Origin of the sequence: Pseudomonas sp. ATCC 13867 (genome assembly GCF_000349845.1) — a bacterium.
Taxonomy (GTDB): domain Bacteria; phylum Pseudomonadota; class Gammaproteobacteria; order Pseudomonadales; family Pseudomonadaceae; genus Pseudomonas.
Window position 1 is genome coordinate 408,816 of the sequence record NC_020829.1, and the last position, 22,178, is coordinate 430,993.

Annotated in this window: 13 protein-coding genes; 9 read left to right on the forward strand and 4 right to left on the reverse strand. The window is 67.1% G+C overall.

Going from position 1 to position 22,178, the window contains the following annotated elements; all coding sequences use genetic code 11:
• Window positions 1-4: 4 nt before the first annotated feature.
• From H681_RS01880 to H681_RS01890, 3 genes are read left to right on the forward strand one after another with little or no spacing between them, the layout of a single operon-like run.
• The gene (locus H681_RS01880) at window positions 5-7,912 is read left to right on the forward strand and encodes an Hpt domain-containing protein (protein WP_015475146.1); all 7,908 of its coding nucleotides are present in this window, start codon (window positions 5-7) and stop codon (window positions 7,910-7,912) included.
• Window positions 7,905-8,939, forward strand: coding sequence for a chemotaxis protein CheB (locus H681_RS01885; protein WP_015475147.1), 1,035 nt, complete (start codon window positions 7,905-7,907; stop codon window positions 8,937-8,939). Before H681_RS01880 ends, H681_RS01885 begins: the two co-directional genes overlap by 8 nt.
• Window positions 8,940-8,967: 28 nt before the next feature.
• Window positions 8,968-9,468, forward strand: coding sequence for a chemotaxis protein CheW (locus H681_RS01890; RefSeq protein ID WP_015475148.1), 501 nt, complete (start codon window positions 8,968-8,970; stop codon window positions 9,466-9,468).
• Between the two features lie 368 nt (window positions 9,469-9,836).
• Here the strand turns inward: H681_RS01890 and H681_RS01895 are convergent, their stop codons facing one another.
• On the reverse strand, window positions 9,837-10,556 hold the full coding sequence (locus tag H681_RS01895) for a 16S rRNA (uracil(1498)-N(3))-methyltransferase (protein WP_015475149.1): 720 nt from the start codon (window positions 10,554-10,556) through the stop codon (window positions 9,837-9,839).
• 65 nt (window positions 10,557-10,621) lie between these two features.
• Entirely contained in the window at window positions 10,622-12,025 is a 1,404-nt protein-coding gene (locus H681_RS01900) for an adenosylmethionine--8-amino-7-oxononanoate transaminase (protein ID WP_015475150.1), read from the reverse strand.
• 191 nt (window positions 12,026-12,216) lie between these two features.
• On the opposite strand from H681_RS01900, the gene H681_RS01905 reads away from it, so the two are divergent.
• From H681_RS01905 to H681_RS01915, 3 genes are all read left to right on the forward strand, one after another.
• Window positions 12,217-13,707 (forward strand): flavin monoamine oxidase family protein, encoded by a 1,491-nt coding sequence (locus H681_RS01905; RefSeq protein ID WP_015475151.1) that lies wholly within the window; start codon window positions 12,217-12,219, stop codon window positions 13,705-13,707.
• Between the two features lie 177 nt (window positions 13,708-13,884).
• The gene (locus tag H681_RS01910) at window positions 13,885-14,439 is read left to right on the forward strand and encodes a cytochrome b (RefSeq protein WP_015475152.1); all 555 of its coding nucleotides are present in this window, start codon (window positions 13,885-13,887) and stop codon (window positions 14,437-14,439) included.
• A 26-nt stretch (window positions 14,440-14,465) separates the two neighbouring features.
• Complete coding sequence (locus H681_RS01915) at window positions 14,466-15,041, forward strand: YceI family protein (RefSeq protein ID WP_041711680.1); 576 nt, start codon at window positions 14,466-14,468, stop codon at window positions 15,039-15,041.
• A 52-nt stretch (window positions 15,042-15,093) separates the two neighbouring features.
• Here H681_RS01915 and H681_RS01920 read toward each other — a convergent pair whose 3' ends face one another.
• Window positions 15,094-15,528, reverse strand: a complete 435-nt coding sequence (locus H681_RS01920) for a MarR family winged helix-turn-helix transcriptional regulator (RefSeq protein ID WP_041712331.1) — start codon at window positions 15,526-15,528, stop codon at window positions 15,094-15,096.
• 268 nt (window positions 15,529-15,796) lie between these two features.
• On the opposite strand from H681_RS01920, the gene mexA reads away from it, so the two are divergent.
• Genes mexA through H681_RS01935 form a run of 3 tightly spaced genes read left to right on the forward strand, consistent with a single transcriptional unit; the run spans window position 15,797 to window position 21,560 of the window.
• On the forward strand, window positions 15,797-16,954 hold the full coding sequence (gene mexA, locus H681_RS01925; RefSeq protein ID WP_157883291.1) for a multidrug efflux RND transporter periplasmic adaptor subunit MexA: 1,158 nt from the start codon (window positions 15,797-15,799) through the stop codon (window positions 16,952-16,954).
• A gap of 15 nt (window positions 16,955-16,969) precedes the next feature.
• Window positions 16,970-20,110: an efflux RND transporter permease subunit gene (locus tag H681_RS01930; RefSeq protein WP_015475156.1), complete on the forward strand. Its 3,141-nt coding sequence runs from the start codon at window positions 16,970-16,972 to the stop codon at window positions 20,108-20,110.
• Between the two features lies 1 nt (window position 20,111).
• Window positions 20,112-21,560 (forward strand): AdeC/AdeK/OprM family multidrug efflux complex outer membrane factor, encoded by a 1,449-nt coding sequence (locus H681_RS01935; protein ID WP_015475157.1) that lies wholly within the window; start codon window positions 20,112-20,114, stop codon window positions 21,558-21,560.
• 150 nt (window positions 21,561-21,710) lie between these two features.
• Here the strand turns inward: H681_RS01935 and H681_RS01940 are convergent, their stop codons facing one another.
• Window positions 21,711-22,139: a UPF0158 family protein gene (locus H681_RS01940; RefSeq protein WP_015475158.1), complete on the reverse strand. Its 429-nt coding sequence runs from the start codon at window positions 22,137-22,139 to the stop codon at window positions 21,711-21,713.
• Between the last annotated feature and the right edge of the window lie 39 nt (window positions 22,140-22,178).

Here is a 22,178-nt window from a genome sequence, read left to right on the forward strand (position 1 = left end):
GGCTATGGGTGATCGGCACGATTATGTCGCCCTGGAATGGGTAAAAGGCGAGATTGCCGAAACGCTCAAGCAGGCGCGGCAGGCGCTCGAATCCTACGTCGAGAATCCCCAGGACCCGACGCGGATAGGCTTTTGCCTCGCCTATATCCACCAGGTGCGGGGCACCCTGCAGATGGTGGAGTTCTACGGCGCGGCACTGCTGGCCGAGGAAATGGAGCACCTGACCCAGGCGCTGATCGACCAGCGCGTCACCAGCCAGGGCGAAGCGCTGGAAGTGCTGATGCAGGCGATCCTGCAGCTGCCGGTGTACCTGGATCGCATCCAGAGCGCCCGCCGCGACCTGCCGATGGTGGTGCTGCCGCTGCTCAACGACCTGCGCACCGCCCGTGGCGAGAAGCTGCTGTCGGAAACCAGCCTGTTCGCCCCCGATCTCTCCCGCAGCGCCTCGGCGCTGCCGGTGGATGCCCTGGCGCGCCTGCGCACCGCCGAGTTCCCGGCGCTGCTGCGCAAGCTGCGGCAGATGCTGCAGGTCGCCCTGGTGGGCGTCATCCGCAACCAGGACCTGCCGACCAACCTGGGCTACATGGCGCGCGTCTTCGCCCGCCTGGAATCCCTGTGCAAGGACGCCCCGCTGGGCCGCCTGTGGGTGATCGCCTCGGCCATCGTCGAAGGCCTGGCCAACGGCAGCATCGCCAACGGCACCTCCATGCGCAACCTGCTGCGCCAGGTCGACCGCGAGTTCAAGCGCCTGGTCGACCAGGGCGCCGACGCCATGAACCAGCCGGCGCCGGACGAACTGATCAAGAACCTGCTGTTCTACGTGGCCAAGGCCTCCGGCCAGTCGCCGCGCGTGCGTGCGGTGAAGGACGAGTACCGCCTGGACGACGCCCTGCCCGGCGAGGCGGTGGTCGATGAGGAACGCGCCCGCCTGGCCGGCCCGGACCGCGACGCCATGCGCTCGGTGGTGGGGGCGCTGTGCGAGGAGCTGGTGCGGGTCAAGGACAGCCTCGACCTCTTCGTGCGCAGCGACCGCAGCGTGGTGGGCGAGCTGGAAAGCCTGCTGGCGCCGCTCAAGCAGATCGCCGATACCCTCGCGGTGCTGGGCTTCGGCCAGCCGCGCAAGGTCATCCTCGACCAGATCGAGGTGGTCGGCGCCCTGGCGCGCGGCCAGCGCAAGCCGGATGACGCAACGCTGATGGACGTGGCCGGCGCGCTGCTCTACGTCGAAGCGACCCTGGCCGGCATGGTCGGCCCGAGCGAAGCGCCGGGCAGCGAGGAAAGCCGCCTGCCGACCACCGATGTCGAGCAGATCCACCAGGTGGTGATAAAGGAAGCGCGCAATGGCCTGGAACTGGCCAAGGACGCGATCATCGAGTTCATCGCCTCGCAGTGGAACCACGAACACCTGGCCCGTGTGCCGGAGCTGCTGACGCAGGTGCGCGGCGGCCTGGCGATGATCTCCCAGGAGCGCGCCGCCCGGCTGCTGGAAGCCTGCAACCGCTATATCCAGGAACAGCTGCTGGTGCGCCAGGCCGTGCCGGACTGGCACAGTCTCGACACCCTGGCCGACGCCATGACCGGCGTCGAGTACTACCTGGAGCGCCTGTCCGAGGACCAGGGCACCCAGAGCGACCTGATTCTCGACGTCGCCGAGGAGAGCCTGGAAAGCCTGGGCTATTCCCTCAAGCCGCGTCCGTCGATCCTCGATGCCGTCGAGCCGCCGGCTCCGGCGCCGCTGGACAATCCGCTGGACGAAATCGACGTGCTCGCCAGCGCGGCCCTGTCCGCCGAGCTCGGCGTCGAAGCGGCACTGCCGGAGGCACCCCGCACCGAACTGGTGGAAGCGTTGCCGGGCGTTCCCGTGGAGGATTTCAGCGCCCTGCCGATGCCGGACGAGCCGAGTCCTGGCGAAGTCCCGGCGCCCGCCGACCCGCTGGCCGATCTCGGAGTCTGGGAGCTGGACGAGCGCGAGCCGATCACCACGCCGGAGCCGAGCGAACCGGTCTGGGAGCTGGACAGCATCGCCGAGCCCGTGGCCTCGGAGGAGAACCTTTGGGACACGCTCGACCTGGGCAGCGCGCCTGGCCAGCCTGAAGATCCGAGCGAGACGCCGGCCGAAACCGCCAGCGCCGAACCGGGCTGGTTGCTTGAGCCGGTGGGCGAAACCGCCCCCACCACCGAATCGACCGCGTCCGCCCCGGCGGACGCGCTGAACTGGGACATCGAACTGCCCGCCGCCGAACAGCCGCTGGTCAGCGATGATAACTGGATCCTCGGCGAACTGTCCGAGGCGCCCGCCGTGGCCGAGGGCGTCGACCTCAGCCTGGATGCGCCTTTGGCGCTGGACGAACTGCCCGGCAGCGTCGAACCGGTTGCCCCGGCGGACGCGCTGAGCTGGGACCTCGAACTGCCCGCCGCCGAACAGCCGCTGGTCAGCGATGATAACTGGACCCTCGGCGAACTGTCCGAGGCGCCCGCCGTGGCCGAGGGCGTCGACCTCAGCCTGGATGCGCCTTTGGCGCTGGACGAACTGCCCGGCAGCGTCGAACCGGTTGCCCCGGCGGACGCGCTGAGCTGGGACCTCGAGCTGCCCGCCGCCGAACAGCCGCTGGTCAGCGATGACAACTGGACCCTCGGTGAGTCGTCCGAGACGCCCGCCGTGGCCGAGGGCGTCGACTTCAGCCTGGATGCGCCGCTGGAGCTGGAAAGCCTGACGCTAGAGGGCGCTGACGAACCGCTCGCGCCGGTGGAGGACTGGAGCGAGCTGGACATCGCCGACCTCGACCTGCCGGAAATCGAGCTGCCGAGCCCGCCGCTGGTGGTGGAGCCGGTCGGCGAAACGCTTGAGAAACCGCTGTCCCTCGCCGAGGTGATGGCTGCGCCGACCCAGGCGATCAACCCGCCGGCGCAGGATGTGCCGCCCAGCCTGCTGCCGCCGCCCGCCGACGAAGAGCCGATGGACGAAGAGCTGCGCGAGGTCTTCATCGAAGAGGCCGGCGAGGTGCTGGAAACCATCGGCGCCCATCTGCCGGCCTGGCTGGCGGATGGCGACGAGCGCGACGCGCTGACCGAGATCCGCCGCGCCTTCCATACCCTCAAGGGCAGCGGGCGGATGGTTCGCGCGCTGGTGATCGGCGAGCTGGCCTGGTCCATCGAAAACCTGCTCAACCGTGTGCTCGATCGCAGCATTTCCGCGACGCCCGCCGTACAGCAGGTGGTCCAGGACGTGGTTGCGCTGATGCCGGAGCTGGTCGAGGAGTTTGCCGCCAACGCCCAGCGCCAGCGTGACGATGTCGATCGCCTGGCCGCCACCGCGCATGCCCTGGCCAAGGGGCAGCCGGTCCCGCCGCCCCGTGGCGGGCAGCCGGAAGCCGGCGCCGAGGGCGACCGCGCGAACGTTGTGCCGAACGGCGTCGAGGTGGACGGCGAAAGCCTCGATCCGCAGTTGCTGGACATCTTCCGCAACGAGGCGGAAACCCATCTGGAAACCCTGGTCGGCTTCCTCGCCGATTGCGCGCAGCAGTTGCCGCAGCCGGTGACCGACGACCTGCAGCGCGCCCTGCATACCCTCAAGGGCAGCGCGCACATGGCCGGCATCCTGCCGATCGCCGAAATCGCCACGCCGCTCGAGCGGCTGATGAAAGAGTTCAAGACCAACCTGCTGCAGATCGACCTGCGCGAGGCCGAATTGCTGCACGGCGCCGAGCGCCTGTTCCGGGTTGGCCTGGATCAACTGCTGGAAGGTCACCCGCTGGCGCCCATCGACGGCAGCACCGAGCTGCTGGCGCGCATCGCCCAGGTCCACCAGGAGCGCCTGGAGGCCGCCGAGGCCAAGCGTCGCGGCGAAAGCGGCGAGGGCAGCGATCCGAAGCTGATCGGCGTGTTCCTCGCCGAGGGCATGGACATCCTGCTGGACGCCGAAGACCTGCTGCGGCGCTGGCGCGAACACCCGCAGGAGCGCCAGGAGCTGGGCGCCCTGCACGATGAACTGGAAACCCTCAGCCGAGGGGCGCAGATGGCCGAGCTGCCGCAGATGGCCGAGCTGGCCGATGCGCTGCTGGCGGTCTATGGCGCGGTGCAGCAGGGCCGCCTGGAGGTTGGCGAGGCCTTCTTCAGCGCCGCCGAGGACGCGCACGAAGCGCTGATCGGCATGATGGACCAGGTCGCCGCGGCCCTGCAGGTCAGCCCGCGCGCGGAACAGGTCGATGCGCTGTGCCGCCTGCTGGACTCGGCGCCCACTGAGCCGGAGCAGGACTTCGTCGATCTGGAGAGTCTGACCGCCGAGGATTTCCCGCCCGAAGACGAAGAGTTCCTGCTCGATACCCGGCCCGTGGCCGAGGATGACCTGCCGGACGGCCTGACCTGGCCGCCGCGCGGCGAGAACGCCGAACAGGCGCGTCACGCCGATGACGACGAAGTCATCACCGCCGCCGACCCGCGCCCGCACGCCGCGCCGCAGCATCCGCCGCAAGCGCTGGACGAGGAAATGGTCGCGATCTTCCTCGAAGAGGCGGTGGATATCCTGGATAACGCCGGCCAGGCGCTGGAGAAGTGGCTGCAGTCGCCGGATGCCCTGGCGGCCCTGTCGACCCTGCAGCGCGACCTGCACACCCTCAAGGGTGGCGCGCGCATGGCCGAGATCCGCGAGATCGGCGACCTCTCCCACGAACTCGAATCGCTTTACGAAGGACTGCTGGACCATCGCTTCCAGCACAGCCCGGCGCTGGGCGATCTGCTGCGCACCTGCCACGACCGCCTGGCGACCCAGCTCGACCAGTTGCAGGCCGGCCAGGCGCTGACCGATCCGGCCGACCTGGTGCAGACCATCCGCACCTTCCGGCAGAACCCGTCCGCCGGGCTGAGCGCCCTGCTGTCCCAGACCCCGCTCGACGCGGAAGCGGAGCAGGCGCCGCTCGAACAGGCGATCGAACTGCCCGCCGACGCCGAGCTGGAAAGCGACGCCGAGAGCGCTGAACAAGCGTCGGCGGCGCTGCCGGAGATCGACCTGCAGTCCTTCCTCGACAAGGCCGAGGCGGGCATTGACGAAACACCGCCGGCGATCGTGCCGGAACCCGTCGTCGACGCCGGCTACGAGCTGGACGACGAGCACGACCAGGAGCTGGTGGAAATCTTCCTGGAGGAAGGTTTCGACATCCTCGAAAGTTCCTCCGGCGCCCTGCAGCGCTGGATGGACAACGTCGACAACAGCCTCGAACTCGAAGCCTTGCAGCGCGATCTGCACACCCTCAAGGGCGGCGCGCGGATGGCCGAGATCCGCCCCATCGGCGACCTCGCCCATGAACTGGAGTTTCTCTACGAAGGCCTGTGCGGCGGGCGCCTGCGTGCCAGCCCCGGGCTCTTCGAACTGCTGCAGCGTTGCCATGACCGTCTCGCGGAGATGCTCGAGGCCGTCCAGGGGCACCGGCGGATTCCGGAGGGCGACTCGCTGATCGAGGCGATCCGCCGATTTCGCGCCAACCCCGACGAGCAACTGAGCATCCCCAGCAGCGTCAGCCTGCAGGCGCTGAGCGCCGAGCCGAACCTGCCGGAAGGCCCGGAAGCGGACATCCTCGACATCTTCCTCGAAGAAGCCGACGACCTGCTCGAGAGCATGGAGCAGGCCCTGGGCCGCTGGGACGGCGAGCGCGAGAACGGCGCGCTGGACGAGCTGCTGCGCATTCTCCACACCCTCAAGGGCGGCGCTCGCCTGGCCGGCCAGAGCGCTCTGGGCGATCTGGCCCACGACCTCGAACAGCACCTGTCCGAGGCCCAGCAACAGGGCGCGCCCTGGCCGGAAAGCCTGCTGCTGGACGTGCAGTCCGGCTTCGAAGGGCTGCAGGCCGAAGTCGACCAGTTGCGCCAGCACCTGGGCGAGGCCGAGGCGCCCGCTGCGCCGACGCCGCTTCAGCCCGAGCCGCAGACGCTGCCGGCGGTGCTGCCCGACGCGATCATGGCCGCGGTCGAAGCGCCGCGCGTCGAGGCGCCGGTGGTACTGCCGTTCGTGCGCCGCGCCCAGGAGGCCGCCCAGGAAGCCGCCGCCCGCCGTGCGCCGCAGGAACTGGTGAAGGTCCCCGCGCAACTGCTCGAAGGCCTGGTCAACCTCGCCGGCGAAACCTCGATCTTCCGGGGCCGCGTCGAGCAGCAGGTGAGCGACGTCGGCTCGACCCTGACGGAAATGGAAGCCACCATCGAGCGGGTGCGCGACCAGTTGCGCCGTCTGGACACCGAAACCCAGGCGCAGATCCTCTCGCGTCACCAGGCTGACGCCGAGCGCGCCGGCTACGAAGACTTCGACCCGCTGGAAATGGACCGCTACTCGCAGTTGCAGCAGCTCTCGCGCGCACTGTTCGAGTCCGCGTCCGACTTGTTCGACCTGAAGGAAACCCTGGCCGCGAAGAACCGCGACGCCGAGACCCTGCTGCTGCAACAGGCACGGGTCAACACCGAGCTGCAGGAAGGCCTGATGCGCACCCGCATGGTGCCGTTCGACCGCCTGGTGCCGCGCCTGCGCCGGATCGTCCGCCAGGTGGCAAACGAGCTGGGCAAGCAGGTCGAGTTCGTGGTCAGCAACGCCGAAGGCGAAATGGACCGCACGGTGCTCGAACGCATCGTCGCGCCGCTGGAGCACATGCTGCGCAACGCGGTGGACCACGGTATCGAGTCCGGCGAGGCGCGCCGCCTGGCCGGCAAGCCGGAAGTCGGCACCATCCGCCTGACCCTCGGCCGCGAGGGTGGCGACATCCTCCTGACCCTGGGCGACGACGGCGGCGGCATTCGCCTCGACGCGGTGCGGCGCAAGGCCATCGAACGCGGCCTGATGACCGACGACAGCGACCTGACCGACCACGAGGTGCTGCAGTTCATCCTCGAGGCCGGCTTCACTACCGCCGAGAAGATCACGCAGATTTCCGGCCGTGGCGTCGGCATGGACGTCGCTGCCTCCGAAGTGAAGCAACTGGGCGGCTCCATCAGCATCCACTCGACGCTGGGCGAGGGCACGCACTTCAACATCCGCCTGCCGTTCACCGTGTCGGTGAACCGCGCGCTGATGGTGCTTTCCGGCGAGGACCTGTACGCCCTGCCGCTGAACACCATCGAAGGCATCGTGCGGGTTTCCCCCTACGAGCTGGAGGCGCTCTACGAGCAGGCCGCAGCCGAGGGCAACGCCGCGCCGCGCTTCGAATACGCCGGCCAGGGCTACGAGCTGAAATACCTGGGCGATCTGCTCAACAACGGCCAGCACCCGAAGCTGGTGGGCCAGTCGCTGCCGCTGCCGGTGATTCTGGTGCGCTCGGCGGACCACGCCGTGGCGGTGCAGGTCGACGCCCTGGCGGGCTCCCGCGAAATCGTGGTGAAGAGCCTCGGTGCGCAGTTCGCCGGGGTCGCCGGCATCTCCGGCGCGACCATCCTCGGCGACGGCCGCGTGGTGGTGATTCTCGACCTGCTGGCGACCATCCGCGTGCGCCATGCGCACGCCCTGCAGGCGCAGCCGCGCCGCCAGCTGGCGGGGCCGGCCGTGGCGGAAATCGAGCATCAGCGCCCGACCCTGGTCATGGTGGTGGACGACTCGGTCACCGTGCGCAAGGTCACCAGCCGCCTGCTGGAACGCAACGGCATGAACGTGCTGACCGCCAAGGACGGGGTCGACGCCATCGCCCAACTGCAGGACCACAAGCCCGACATCATGCTGCTGGACATCGAGATGCCGCGCATGGACGGCTTCGAGGTGGCGACCCTGGTGCGCCACGACGAGCAACTCAAGGATCTGCCGATCATCATGATCACCTCGCGTACCGGCGAGAAGCACCGCGACCGTGCCCTGGCCATCGGGGTCAACCAGTACCTGGGCAAGCCGTACCAGGAAAGCGAACTGCTGGAGAGCATCCTGAGCCTGGTGAAGTCCCATGTCTGAGCAGAGCACGCCGCGCATTGCGGTGATCGCCGACACCTCGCTGCAGCGCCATGTGCTGGGGCAGGCCCTGGCCGGCCACGGCTACCAGGTGGTGCTCAACGCCGACCCGGCGCGCCTGGACGGCGAACAGCTGGACGCCTGCGAGACCGACCTGTGGCTGGTGGACCTGGCGCAGCAGGAAGACTCGCCGCTGGTGGACAACCTGCTGGAACAGTCGCGGGTTCCCGTGTTGTTCGGCGAGGGGTACGCGCCGGAGCGGCATTCCGAACATTATCCGCGCTGGGAGCGGCGGCTGGTGTCCAAGCTGCGCAAGCTGGTGGGCGACCCCAGCGCCGGCGTGGGCCGCAGCCTCGCCGCGCTGCTCGATGAAGCGCAGCGGCCCAGCCGCGTGGCGCTGCCCGACGATCTTGCGGCATCGCCGCTCAAGGCCGGCGAGCCGGCCGCACAGGTCTGGCTGCTGGCGGCGTCGCTGGGGGGGCCGGCGGCGGTGAAGGCGTTCCTCGATGCGCTGCCCGGCGCCTTGCCGGTCGGCTTCCTCTATGCCCAGCACATCGATCCGGCGTTCGAGGCCAATCTGCCGCAGGCGGTCGGCCGTCACAGCCAGTGGCATGTGAACACCGTGCGCAATGGCGACCCGGTGCGGTGCGGCGAAGTGGTGGTGGTGCCGATCAGCCAGGAGCTGGGGTTCGACGGCGAAGCGCGGATGCGCGTTCTGGAGCGTGCCTGGCCGGAGCCCTACAGCCCGTCCATCGACCAGATGATGCTCAACCTCGCCCAGCAGTACGGCGAGCGCTGCGGCGTGATCGTCTTCAGCGGCATGTGCAGCGACGGCAGCGCGGCGGCCGCCTACGTGCGCCGGCAGGGCGCGGAAATCTGGACCCAGCGCGCCGACAGCTGCGCCTGTTCGAGCATGCCCGACAGCCTGCGCGAGGGTGGCTACAGTACGCTGTCCGCCGACCCGCGCGAGCTGGCGGCGGCGCTGGTCAACCATCTGGCCGCGCAGTGCGTGGCCGAAGTGACGCAATGAGACAGCCGGTCAACAGCGGAGTGGTGCGATGAGTGATCTTCCCGTGGTCAAGGAAGGCGGCCAGTCCGCCGTGGCAGCCAACGCCGGACCGGTGAGCCTGACCGGCCTGCTGGTGCCGCTGGCCGACCGCAACCTGCTGCTGCCCAACGTGGCGGTGGCCGAGTTGATCACCTACCGCGCGCCGCACCCGGTGGAAGGGTTGCCGTCCTGGTACCTGGGTCAGGTGGCCTGGCGCGACCTGCGCCTGCCGCTGCTGTCCTTCGAGGCAGCCTCCGACGGCCAGGCGCAGGTCAGCGCCGGCGCCCGCGTACTGGTGCTCAACGCCCTCGGCGGCCGGGCCAGCGTCAAGTTCCTCGCCCTGCTGGTGCAGGGCATTCCGCGTTCGCTGAAGGTCGGTACCGATTTGCAGCGCGCCAATGTGCCGCTGGCGCCGCTGGAGCTGGACGCGGTGAACCTGGGCGACGAGCAGGCACGCATCCCCGACCTGGTCGCGCTGGAGCAGATGCTGGCCGATTCCGGCCTGATCTGAAGCCGCCTGGGCGCGCCCTGGCGCCCCATCCGCCTGTTCGGTGCTCTGCTGCTTCTGCTGTGCGGCGCTGGTGGACTGGCTGAGGCACAACGCCTCGCCGTGCTGGCAGCGGATGAGCCATGCGTTGTGCGGGTTGGTGTTGGCGGGGTTGGCGTTGCGGGGAATCTGAGTTGACCGGATGCGCCAGAGCTGGGCGGTTCGCGAGCAAGCTCGCTCCTACAGCTCGCCGGCTAGCTCGGAGCGATTTTCGTAGGAGCGAGCTTGCTCGCGAACCCGCCTGGCATCGGCGCTGCCGGCTCCCTCTCCCTCAGGAGCGGGGCGCAGCCAGGCTGGGGTGAGGGGCTTCTCGGCGAGCGCGAATCCCGACTTCAGAAATCACCCCAAAGCTGCTGCGCCACGCTCAGCGCCACCACCGGCGCCGTCTCGGTCCGCAGCACGCGCGGCCCCAGCCGGGCGGCCTGGAATCCGGCACCCTTGGCCTGCTCCACCTCCGCATCGCTCAGGCCGCCTTCCGGGCCGATCAGGAAGGCCAGGCTCGTCGGCTTGTCATGGCTGGTCAGCGGCTCGGCCACCGGGTGCAGCACCAGCTTGAGCTGCGCCTCGCAGCTCTCCAGCCATTCGGCCAGGGTTACCGGCGCATTGAGCACCGGCAGCACCGAGCGGCCGCACTGTTCGCAGGCGCTGATCGCCACCTGGCGCCAGTGGGCCATGCGCTTGTCGGCGCGCTCGTCCTTCAGGCGCACTTCGCAGCGTTCGCTGACGATCGGGGTGATCTCGCTGGCGCCCAGTTCGGTGGCCTTCTGGATCGCCCAGTCCATGCGCTCGCCACGGGACAGGCCCTGTCCCAGGTGTACGCGCAGCGGCGATTCGGCCTGGCCGTCGAAGGCTTCGCGCAGTTCCACGCGGACGTTCTTCTTGCCCACCTCGATCAGTTCGCCCAGGTATTCGTGGCCGGAGCCGTCGAACAGCTGCACGGCGTCGCCGGCCGAGTGCCGGAGCACGCGGCCGATGTAATGGGCCTGGGCTTCGGGCAGCTCGTGCTGGCCGAGGGAGAGCGGGGCGTCGATGAAGAAGCGGGAGAGGCGCATGGCGATGTCGAACTGATGGGGGAAAGCGGCAAGCTTAAAGCTTTCGGCCTGCCGCTTGTAGCCGATCAGCCCGGATCGCGATGCTCGGGGAAGCGTTCGCTGACCGCCACGCTCACGCTGTCGCGGGTGGCAATGTCGATGCCTTCGCTGGCGACTTCGGCGAGGAAGTCGATCTGTTCGGGGGTGATGATGTACGGCGGCAGGAAGTACACCACGCTGCCCAGCGGACGCAGCAGCGCACCACGCTCCAGACCGTGCTGGAAGACCTTCAGGCCGCGGCGTTCCTGCCAGGGGTAGGGTTTTTTCGTGGCCTTGTCCTGGACCATCTCGATGGCGAGGATCATGCCGGTCTGGCGGATTTCCGCGACGTGCGGGTGGTCGGCCAGGTGCGCGGTGGCGCTGGCCATCTTCGCCGCCAGGGCCTTGTTGGCTTCGATGACGTTGTCCTGCTCGAAGATGTCCAGGGTCGCCAGGGCGGCGGCGCACGCCAGCGGGTTGCCGGTGTAGGTGTGCGAGTGGAGGAAGGCGCGCAGGGTGGAATAGTCGTCGTAGAAGGCCTGGTAGACGTTATCGGTGGTCAGCACCGCGCTCATCGCCAGGTAACCGCCGGTCAGCGCCTTGGACAGCACCAGGAAGTCCGGGGTGATGCCGGCCTGCTCGCAGGCGAACATCGTGCCGGTGCGGCCGAAGCCGACGGCGATCTCGTCGTGGATCAGGTGCACGCCATAGCGGTCGCAGGCATCGCGCAGCAGCTTGAGGTAGATCGGATGGTACATGCGCATGCCGCCGGCGCCCTGCACCAGCGGCTCGACGATGACGGCCGCGACCTCTTGGTGGTGCTGCTCCAGCGCCTGCTCCATCGCCGCGAACATCGTCCGCGAATGTTCTTCCCAGCTCACGCCTTCGGGGCGCAGGTAGCAGTCGGGCGTCGGCACCTTGATGGTGTCCATCAGCAGCGACTTGTAGGTCTCGGTGAACAGCGCCACGTCGCCCACCGACATCGCCGCCACGGTTTCGCCGTGGTAGCTGTTGGTCAGGGTGATGAAGCGCTTCTTCTGCGGCTGGCCGAGGTTGTGCCAGTAGTGGTAGCTCATCTTCAGCGCGACTTCGATGCCGGCCGAGCCGCTGTCGGCGTAGAACACCCGGGAGAAGCCGGCCGGCGCCAGACGCAGCAGGCGTTCGGACAGCTCGATCACAGGCGCATGGCTGAAGCCGGCGAGGATCACGTGCTCCAGCTGGTCCACCTGGTCCTTGATGCGCTGGTTGATGCGCGGGTTGGCGTGGCCGAAGACGTTGACCCACCAGGAGCTGACCGCGTCCAGGTAGCGTTTGCCTTCGAAGTCCTCCAGCCAGATGCCTTCGCCGCGGCGGATCGGGATCACCGGCAGGCGTTCGTGGTCTTTCATCTGGGTGCAGGGGTGCCAGAGCACGCTGAGATCGCGCTGCATCCACTCGGCATTCAGGCCCATTGGGGTACTCCTAATCTGGCTGGTCGTCTGATGGACGGCTTGAGAGGGTCGGGCAAGCCTATGCAATGCACTTGAGATGGACAAGGACGCGTCCGACGACACATGTCGCCGATTGCCGACCAAGACGTCTATCCGCCCTTCAGGCGCTGACGTATGCTTCGCCCTTTTGCACCATTTGGGGAATCGTGGCGATGAAGACGGGATGGCTGCGCGCTGCTGCGTTGCTTGCTCTGGGGGTGTTCAGCGCGGTGGCGCTGGGCAAGGACAAACAGCCGACGGCCATCGTGGTCGGTGGCGGACTCGCCGGCCTGTCGGCGGCCTACGAGCTGCAACAGAACGGCTGGCAGGTCACCGTACTGGAGGCCAAGCCGCAGGTGGGTGGCCGTTCGGGCCTGGCCACCAGCGAGTGGATCGGCAACAGCAAGGTGCAGCCGACACTCAACAGTTACCTGGATACCCTGAAGATCAAGGCCGTTCCGGCACCCGACTTCGTGCGTACGCCAAGCTACCTGATCGACGGCGTCTACTACTCCAGCAGCGACCTGAAGCAGAAGATGCCGGCCGTCGCCGCGGACCTGGAGCGCTTCGAGAAGTCGCTGGACGAGCTCTCCGCCTCCATCGAGGACCCGCTCAACCCGCTGTCGAGCAAGACCCTGTTCGCGCTGGACCAGATGAACGCCGCGCGCTGGCTGGACAAGCTGAACCTGTCGCCGACCGCTCGCCTGCTGGTCAACCAGCGCATCCGTTCGCGCTATGACGAACCGTCGCGCCTGTCGCTGCTGTACCTCGCCCAGCAGGGTCGCGTGTACCGCAACGTCAATGACCGCGACCTGCGTGCCGCGCGCCTGCCCGGTGGCAGCCAGGTGCTGGCCCAGGCCTTCGTCAAGCAGATCAAGACCATCAAGACCAACGCCAAGGTCACCTCGATCAGCCAGGACAAGGACGGCGTGACCGTCAAGGTCGGTCCCACCGGCTACAGCGCCGACTACCTGGTACTGGCCGTGCCGCTGCGCGCCCTGGGCAACATCCAGATGACCCCGGGCCTGAGCGAGAAGCAGCAGGCCGCGCTCAAGAGCACCAACTACGGTTGGCGCGACCAGATCCTGATGAAGTTCAAGCGTCCGGTATGGGACGACAAGTCGCGCCTGTCCGGCGAGATCTACAGCGACCAGGGCCTGGGCATGATCTGGGTCGAGCCCGCGACCAAGGGCGGCGCCAACGTGCTGATCAACCTGTCCGGCGACAACGCCCGCGTGATGCAGGCCTTCGGCGATCGCCAGGTGCTGGAGCAGGTCCTGATCCGCATGAACAAGTACTACCCGAAGATGCGCGGCGCCTACGCCGGCTATGAAATGCGTCGCTACAGCACCGACGTCGGTACCGGCGGTTCCTACCTGGCCTTCGGTCCGGGCCAGATCAGCCGCTTCTGGCGCGTCTGGGAAACCCCGGTGTCCCGCGTCGCCTTCGCCGGCGAGCACACCGATGCGCTCTATCCAGGCACCCTGGAGGGCGCCCTGCGCAGCGGCAAGCGCGCCGCCAGCCAGGTTCGTGACCTGTATGCCGGCAAGACCCCGGTGCTGGAAGGCAAGGCCCTGGTTGCCGAGAGCAAGCCGGCCGCCAGTGACAAGGCTGCCGACGGCAAGGGCGAGAAGAAGGGCATCCTGTCCTGGCTGCCGTTCTGATCGGATGCGTCCCGCACACAATGCCGGCGAAAGCCGGCATTGTTGTTTCTGGGCCCTGGTACGCGCGTTTCAGAGGGGATCTATCTTGTGAATCGATGTTTCAAAGCAGGATTTTCCACTTTTATTCGATCAATTTGTCGATAGTCTTGGACCTCCGTTATTCAAGGATGTAGATCGATGCAATGGCGTAATTCCCCCGCTCGCTACGGACTGGTCAGCCTGTTCCTGCACTGGGGCAGTGCGCTGGTGGTCTTCGGTCTGTTCGGCCTGGGCCTGTGGATGCGTGAGCTGGACTACTACGACACCTGGTACCACCGCGCTCCAGAAATCCATAAAGGCATCGGCATCCTGCTGTTCATCGCACTGGCCCTGCGCGTGGTCTGGCGCTTCGTCAGCCCGCCGCCGCCGGCACCGGCCAATCATGGATCGCTCACCCGGCTGGGCAGCAAGGTCGGCCATCTGGCGCTGTACGCGCTGCTGTTCGCGGTGATGATCGTCGGCTACCTGATCTCCACCGCCGAAGGCAAGCCGATCAGCGTGTTCGGCTGGTTCGACGTACCCGCCACCCTGAGCGGGCTGCCGGACCAGGCCGACGTCGCCGGCGTCATCCACCTGTACCTGGCCTGGGCGCTGGTGGTGCTCGCCGTGCTGCACGCCCTGGCGGCCTTCAAACACCATTTCATCGATCGCGACGCCACGCTGACACGCATGTTCGGCCGCGCCGCGAAGTAAAACCTCACCCACAGGGAGATTGTTCAATGTTGAAGAAGACCTTCGCCGCGCTGGCTCTGGGCACTGCGCTGTTCTCCGCCGGCCAGGCCATGGCCGCGGACTACAAGATCGACAAGGAAGGCCAGCACGCCTTCATCGAGTTCCGCATCAAGCACCTGGGCTACAGCTGGCTGTATGGCCGCTTCGACGATTTCGACGGCACCTTCACCTTCGACGAGAAGAATCCGTCCGCCGACAAGGTCAAGGTCACCATCAACACCAACAGCGTGAACTCCAACCACGCCGAGCGTGACAAGCACCTGCGCAGCCCGGACTTCCTCAACGTCGGCAAGAACCCGACCGCGACCTTCGAGTCCACCGCTGTGAAGGCCGATGGCAAGAACGCCGAAATCACCGGCAACCTGACCCTGAACGGGGTGACCAAGCCGGTCACCATCAAGGCCGAACTGGTTGGCCAGGGTGACGACCCGTGGGGCGGCTACCGTGCCGGCTTCATCGGCACCACCACCCTCAAGCTGAAGGACTTCAACATTCAGCGCGATCTCGGCCCGTCTTCCCAGGAAGTGGAGCTGACCCTTTCGGTCGAAGGGGTGCGACAGTAAGACGCGGAATCGCGAAAACGCCGGCATTCGCCGGCGTTTTCGTTTGTATGGCTTATGCCGTACGGTCTGGCAGGCACTGTTGGAGCAGGTGGGTGAGCATCTGTTGCTGGGCGTCGTCGAGTGGCGCGAACAGATCGTCATGAGTTCGTGCGAGGATGGCCAGGGTGCGTGTCTCGATGCTCCGGCCAGCCTCGGTGAGGAACAGCTGGAAACTGCGCTGGTCGTCAGGGTTGCGTTCGCGACGGACCAGTCCGAGCGCTTCCATCTCGCGAATCTTGCGGGTGACCAGCGCCTTGTCGCGGCACAGTTTGCGGCCCAGGCATTGCAGGCTCTGTCCGGCGTCTGCGCCGATCAGTTCGAGCAGGCGGATGTCCGGCGGGGCGAGGTCGATACCCTCGGCGCACAGCTTGTCCTGGAGGCTTTCGCGCATGTGGTCGAAAACCTTCATCAGGGCTTGTGGCAACTCGGGATTCACGGTGTGGGTCATCGGCGCGGTCACGGTAAACGGAATGTAAATCCGATTGATCGGATCAACCATTTTTCTTATTTTAGTTGATGTTATCAACTTTGTGCTGCCAGACCTCCGCCTTGCGGGAAACCTACTGCCGATTCGGCAAACGACTAAATCGTTTCAGTAGCTTTCCCGCAGGGCTTTCGGACGTTTACAAACAGAGCTGAATGTAAGTATTTTTGCCAGCTTTCCGGACCGGCAAGCCCAACGCCACCCCGGATGCTTTGCTCATGAGGATAACGATATGCAACGAAAGCCAGCCATGCGCGCCCTGGTTCCGACCCTGCTCGTCGCCGTGGCCACTCTTGCCGGCTGTGACAAGAGTCAGGCTCCGCAGGAGACGCCGACCCCTGAAGTGGGGGTGGTGACCCTGCAGGCGCAGGAGGTGACCCTGAGCACCGAGCTGCCCGGCCGCACCACTGCCTATCGCATCGCCGAAGTTCGTCCGCAGGTGAACGGCATCATCCTCAAGCGCCTGTTCAAGGAAGGCAGCGACGTCAAGGAAGGCCAGCAGCTGTACCAGATCGACCCGGCCACCTACCAGGCTACCCTGCAGAGCGCCCAGGCCAACCTGGTGTCCACCCAGCAGCAGGCCGAGCGCTACAAGGAACTGGTGAAGGACGAGGCGGTGAGCAAGCAGCAGTACGCCGACGCCCAGGCCGCCTATCTGCAGGCCAAGGCCGCGGTGGACAATGCCAGGATCAACGTGCGCTACACCAGGGTCTACTCGCCGATCTCCGGCCGTATCGGCCGCTCCTCGGTCACCGAGGGCGCGCTGGTGCAGAACGGCCAGGCCGACGCACTGGCCACCGTGCAGCAGCTGGATCCGATCTATGTCGACGTGACCCAGCCCTCCACCGCGCTGATTCGCCTGCGCCGCGAGCTGGCCGCCGGGCAGTTGGAGAAGGCCGGCGACAATGCCGCCAAGGTCAAGCTGTACCTGGAAGACGGCTCGGAATACCCGCTGGAAGGCAAGCTGGAGTTCTCCGAGGTGTCGGTCGACCAGGGCACCGGCTCGGTCACCGTGCGCGCGATCTTCCCCAACCCGAACAAGGAACTGCTGCCGGGCATGTTCGTCCACGCGCAGCTTCAGGAAGGGGTGAAGAAGCAGGCGATCCTCGCCCCGCAGCAGGGCGTGACCCGCGATTTCCGTGGCCAGGCTACCGCGCTTGTGCTGGGCGAAGGCGACAAGGTCGAGCTGCGTACCCTCAAGGCCGAACGCACCGTCGGCGCCTACTGGCTGGTCAGCGAAGGCCTCAAGCCCGGCGATCGCCTGATCACCGAAGGCCTGCAGTTCGTCCAGCCGGGGGGGCAGGCCAAGGCCGTACCCGCGAAGAACGTGGCGCCCGCCGCCGGGGCCACCGACAAACCCGCCGCCGCGCAACCGGCCAAGCAGGGTTAATCAAGGGGATTCGTAATGTCGAAGTTTTTCATTGACCGGCCCATCTTCGCCTGGGTGATCGCCCTGGTGATCATGCTGGCGGGCGGTCTGTCGATCCTCAAGTTGCCGGTCAACCAGTACCCGGCCATCGCGCCGCCGGCAATCGCCATCCAGGTGAGCTACCCGGGGGCCTCCGCCGAGACGGTGCAGGACACCGTGGTGCAGGTGATCGAGCAGCAGATGAACGGTCTCGACCATCTGCGCTACATCTCCTCGGAGTCCAACTCCGACGGCAGCATGACCATCACCGTGACCTTCGACCAGGGCACCAGCCCTGACATCGCCCAGGTCCAGGTGCAGAACAAGCTGCAGCTGGCCACGCCGCTCCTGCCGCAGGAAGTGCAGCAGCAGGGCATCCGCGTGACGAAGGCGGTGAAGAACTTCCTGATGGTGGTCGGCGTCGTCTCCACCGATGGCGGCATGACCCGGGAAGACCTGTCGAACTACATCGTCTCCAACATCCAGGACCCGCTGTCGCGGACCTCCGGCGTGGGCGACTTCCAGGTGTTCGGCTCGCAGTACGCCATGCGCATCTGGCTGGACCCGGCCAAGCTCAACAGCTTCCAGATGACTCCGGGCGACGTGAGGGCGGCGATCGAGGCGCAGAACGTACAGATCTCCTCCGGCCAGTTGGGCGGCCTGCCTGCGGTCAAGGGCCAGCAGCTCAACGCCACCATCATCGGCAAGACCCGCCTGCAGAGCGCCGAGCAATTCAAGGAGATCCTCCTCAAGGTCAACGCCGACGGCTCCCAGGTTCGCCTGAAGGACGTCGCCGACGTCGCCCTGGGCGGCCAGGACTACAGCATCAACGCCCAGTTCAACGGCAAGCCGGCCTCGGGTATCGCGATCAAACTGGCCACCGGCGCCAACGCGCTGGACACCGCCAAGGCGATCCGCTCCACCCTGGGCACCCTGGAGCCGTTCTTCCCGCAGGGCATGAAGATCGTCTACCCGTACGACACCACCCCGGTGGTTTCCGCCTCCATCCATGAGGTGGTGAAGACCCTGGGCGAAGCGATCCTGCTGGTGTTCCTGGTGATGTACCTGTTCCTGCAGAACTTCCGCGCCACGCTGATCCCGACGATCGCCGTGCCGGTGGTGCTGCTGGGCACCTTCGGCGTGCTCGCCGCCTTCGGCTTCTCGATCAACACCCTGACCATGTTCGGCATGGTGCTGGCGATCGGCCTGCTGGTGGACGACGCCATCGTCGTGGTGGAAAACGTCGAGCGGGTGATGGCCGAGGAAGGCCTGTCGCCCAGGGAGGCCGCGCGCAAGTCGATGGGCCAGATCCAGGGTGCGCTGGTGGGTATCGCCCTGGTGCTGTCGGCGGTGTTCCTGCCGATGGCGTTCTTCGGCGGCTCCACCGGGGTGATCTATCGGCAGTTCTCCATCACCATCGTCTCGGCGATGGCCCTGTCGGTGCTGGTGGCCCTGGTCCTCACCCCGGCGCTTTGCGCCACCATGCTCAAGCCCATCGAGAAGGGCGACCACGGCGAGCACAAGCGCGGCTTCTTCGGCTGGTTCAACCGCATGTTCCTCGCCACCACGCACGGCTACGAGCGTGGGGTGGTGTCGATCCTCAAGCACCGCTTCCCGTACCTGCTGATGTACGTGGTGATCCTCGGCGGCATGGTCTACCTGTTCACCCGCATCCCCACCGCGTTCCTCCCCGACGAGGACCAGGGCGTACTGTTCGCCCAGGTGCAGACGCCGGCGGGCTCGTCCGCCGAGCGGACCCAGGTGGTGGTCGACGCGATGCGTTCCTACCTGCTGGAACAGGAAAGCAGCGCGGTGGCCTCGGTGTTCACCGTGACCGGCTTCAACTTCGCTGGCCGCGGCCAGAGCTCGGGTATGGCGTTCATCATGCTCAAGCCCTGGGAAGAGCGTCCGGGCAAGGAGAACAGCGTGTTCGAGCTGGCCCACCGCGCCCAGGAACACTTCTTCACCTTCAAGGATGCGATGGTGTTCGCCTTCGCCCCGCCGGCGGTGCTCGAGCTGGGTAACGCCGTGGGCTTCGACATCTTCCTCCAGGACCAGGCCGGCGTCGGCCACGAGGTGCTGATGGGCGCGCGCAACCAGTTCCTCGGCCTGGCCGAGCGAAACCCCGCGCTGCAGCGCGTGCGTCCCAACGGCCTGAACGACGAGCCGCAGTACAAGCTGCTGATCGACGACGAGAAGGCCAGTGCTCTGGGGCTGTCGCTGGCCGACATCAACAGCACCCTGTCCATCGCCTGGGGTTCGAACTACGTCAACGACTTCATCGACCGTGGCCGGGTGAAGAAGGTTTACCTGCAGGGTCGTCCGAATGCGCGGATGAGCCCGGAAGACCTGGACAAGTGGTACGTGCGCAACGACAAGGGCGAGATGGTCCCGTTCAGCGCCTTCGCCACCGGCGAGTGGAGTTATGGCTCGCCCAAGCTTTCGCGCTACAACGGCGTACCGGCGATGGAAATCCTCGGTGAACCGGCTATGGGCCGCAGTACCGGTGAGGCGATGGCGGCGGTTGAGGAGATCGTCAAGCAGTTGCCCAAGGGCGTGGGCTACGCCTGGACCGGCCTGTCCTACGAGGAGCGCCTGTCTGGCTCCCAGGCCCCGGCGCTCTATGCCCTGTCGCTGATCGTGGTGTTCCTCTGCCTGGCAGCGCTGTACGAGAGCTGGTCGATTCCGTTCTCGGTGATGCTGGTGGTGCCGCTGGGCGTCATCGGTGCGCTGCTGGCGACGTCCATGCGCGGTCTGTCCAACGACGTGTTCTTCCAGGTGGGCCTGTTGACCACCATCGGCCTGTCGGCGAAGAACGCGATCCTGATCGTCGAGTTCGCCAAGGAACTGCACGAGCAGGGCAAGGGCATCGTCGAGGCGGCCGTCGAGGCGTGCCGGATGCGTCTGCGCCCGATCGTCATGACCTCCCTGGCGTTCATCCTCGGCGTGGTGCCGCTGGCGATCTCCACCGGCGCCGGCTCCGGCAGCCAGCACGCGATCGGTACCGGCGTGATCGGCGGCATGGTCACCGCGACCGTCCTGGCGATCTTCTGGGTGCCGTTGTTCTACGTGGTGGTCAGTACCCTGTTCAAGGACGCCGCGTCCAAGGAACAGGAAGCCACCGAGAAGGGGCATTGATATGAGAAAGTCCTTACTGTCCCTCGCGATAGCCGCCGGCGTGTTGTCCGGCTGCTCGCTGATCCCCGACTACGAGCGCCCCGAGGCGCCCGTGGCGGGGGCCTATCCGCAGGGCGATGCTTACGTGGCGGCGCAACCGGCCAACGCCGGCGCCGACATCGGCTGGCGCGAGTTCTTCAAGGACCCGCAACTGCAGCGGCTGATCGAAGTGTCGCTGGAAAACAACCGTGACCTGCGCGTCGCCGCGCTGAACATCGAAGCCTACCGGGCGCAGTACCGCATCCAGCGGGCCGACCTGTTCCCGGCGGTGGACGCCGGCATCAACGGCTCGCGCCAGCGCCTGCCGGCCGACCTGTCGACCACCGGCAACTCGATGATCAGCAGCCAGTACGGCGCGACCCTGGGCGTCACCTCCTGGGAGCTCGACCTGTTCGGTCGCCTGCGCGCCCTGCGTGACCAGGCGCTGGAAACCTACTTCGCCAGCGAAGAGGCCCGTCGCAGCACCCAGACCAGCCTGGTGGCCAACGTCGCCAACGCCTACCTGACCCTGCGCGCCGACCAGGCTCAACTGAAGTTGACCCGCGACACCCTGGGCACCTACCAGAAGAGCTACGACCTGACCAAGCGCAGCTACGACGTCGGCGTCGCCTCGGCGCTGGACCTGCGCCAGGCGCAGACCTCGGTGGAAAGCGCGCGGGCCACCCTGGCGCAGTACACCCGCCTGGTCGCCCAGGACCAGAACGCCCTGGTGCTGCTGCTCGGCTCCGGCCTGCCGGCGGACCTGCCGCAAGGCCGCGAGCTGTCCGAAGAGTTGCTGGCCACCGTGCCGGCAGGGCTGCCGTCCGACCTGCTGCAGCGTCGCCCGGACATCCTCCAGGCCGAGCATCAGCTCAAGGCGGCCAATGCCAACATCGGCGCGGCGCGCGCGGCGTTCTTCCCGAACATCAGCCTGACCGCCAATGCCGGCAGCCTCAGCCCGGACCTCTCCGGCCTGTTCGATGCCGGCTCCGGCAGCTGGCTGTTCCAGCCGTCCATCAGCCTGCCGATCTTCAACGCCGGCGCCCTGCGCGCCAGCCTGGACCTGGCCAAGGTGCAGAAGGACATCAACGTGGCGCAGTACGAGAAAGCCATCCAGACGGCCTTCTCCGAGGTCGCCGACGGCCTCGCCGCCCGTGGCACCTTCGGCGAGCAACTGCAGGCGCAGCGCTCGCTGGTGGACGCCAGCAGCGAGTACTACCGCCTGGCCGACAAGCGCTACCGCACGGGTGTGGACAACTACCTGACCCTGCTCGATGCGCAGCGTTCGCTGTTCAGTGCCCAGCAGCAACTGATCAGCGACCGGCTGAACCAGCTGACCAGCGAGGTGAACCTGTACAAGGCCCTCGGCGGCGGTTGGCAGGCCACGGCGGCGGAAGCAAAGCCGATCTCCAGCGAAGCGCCCAAAGGCTGATCTTCACTGGCTGGAAACGAGAACGCCGCCCTTCGGGGCGGCGTTTTTGTTCGTGCGGGTAGGGTCGGAACGCAGGGCGCCGGAGTCTGGGGTGGTTCGCGAGCAAGCTCGCTCCTACAGGTCCGGCTTGCGTGCTCGCGAACCCTCGGACTACAACATCGCACTCCGCGTCGCCGGCTGGATATGGTTGTCCGCCAGCCAGTCCAGCGCGCACTCGCGCAGGCGTTCGCCCTGGTAGACATACCAGGCCTGCAGCAGCTCGGGGTACCCCATCAATACATGGCGGAAGGCCTTGAACGGCTTGCGCCCCTCGATGGCGTTGGCCAAGGCGGAATAGGCGTGGGGCTCGGGCACTTCGCGCAGGAAGTCGCGCATCAGGTCCAGCGACTGGCGGCTGCTCAGCGGCTCGATGGGCAGCAGGCGCTCCGGCTCGCGGTGCAGCAGTTCGGCCAGTTCCGGGTCGGGATCGTCCTCGGGGATCAGCAGCACCTGACCGCTGAAGAGATCGAGGTAGTGCTCGATACCCTGGGTATCGAGCGCGAAGGCCAGTTCGTCGAGGTCGATGGTCAGCGGGCGCATGGTCACTCTCCCAGTGTGGCGAGTGACTGATGCTACGCC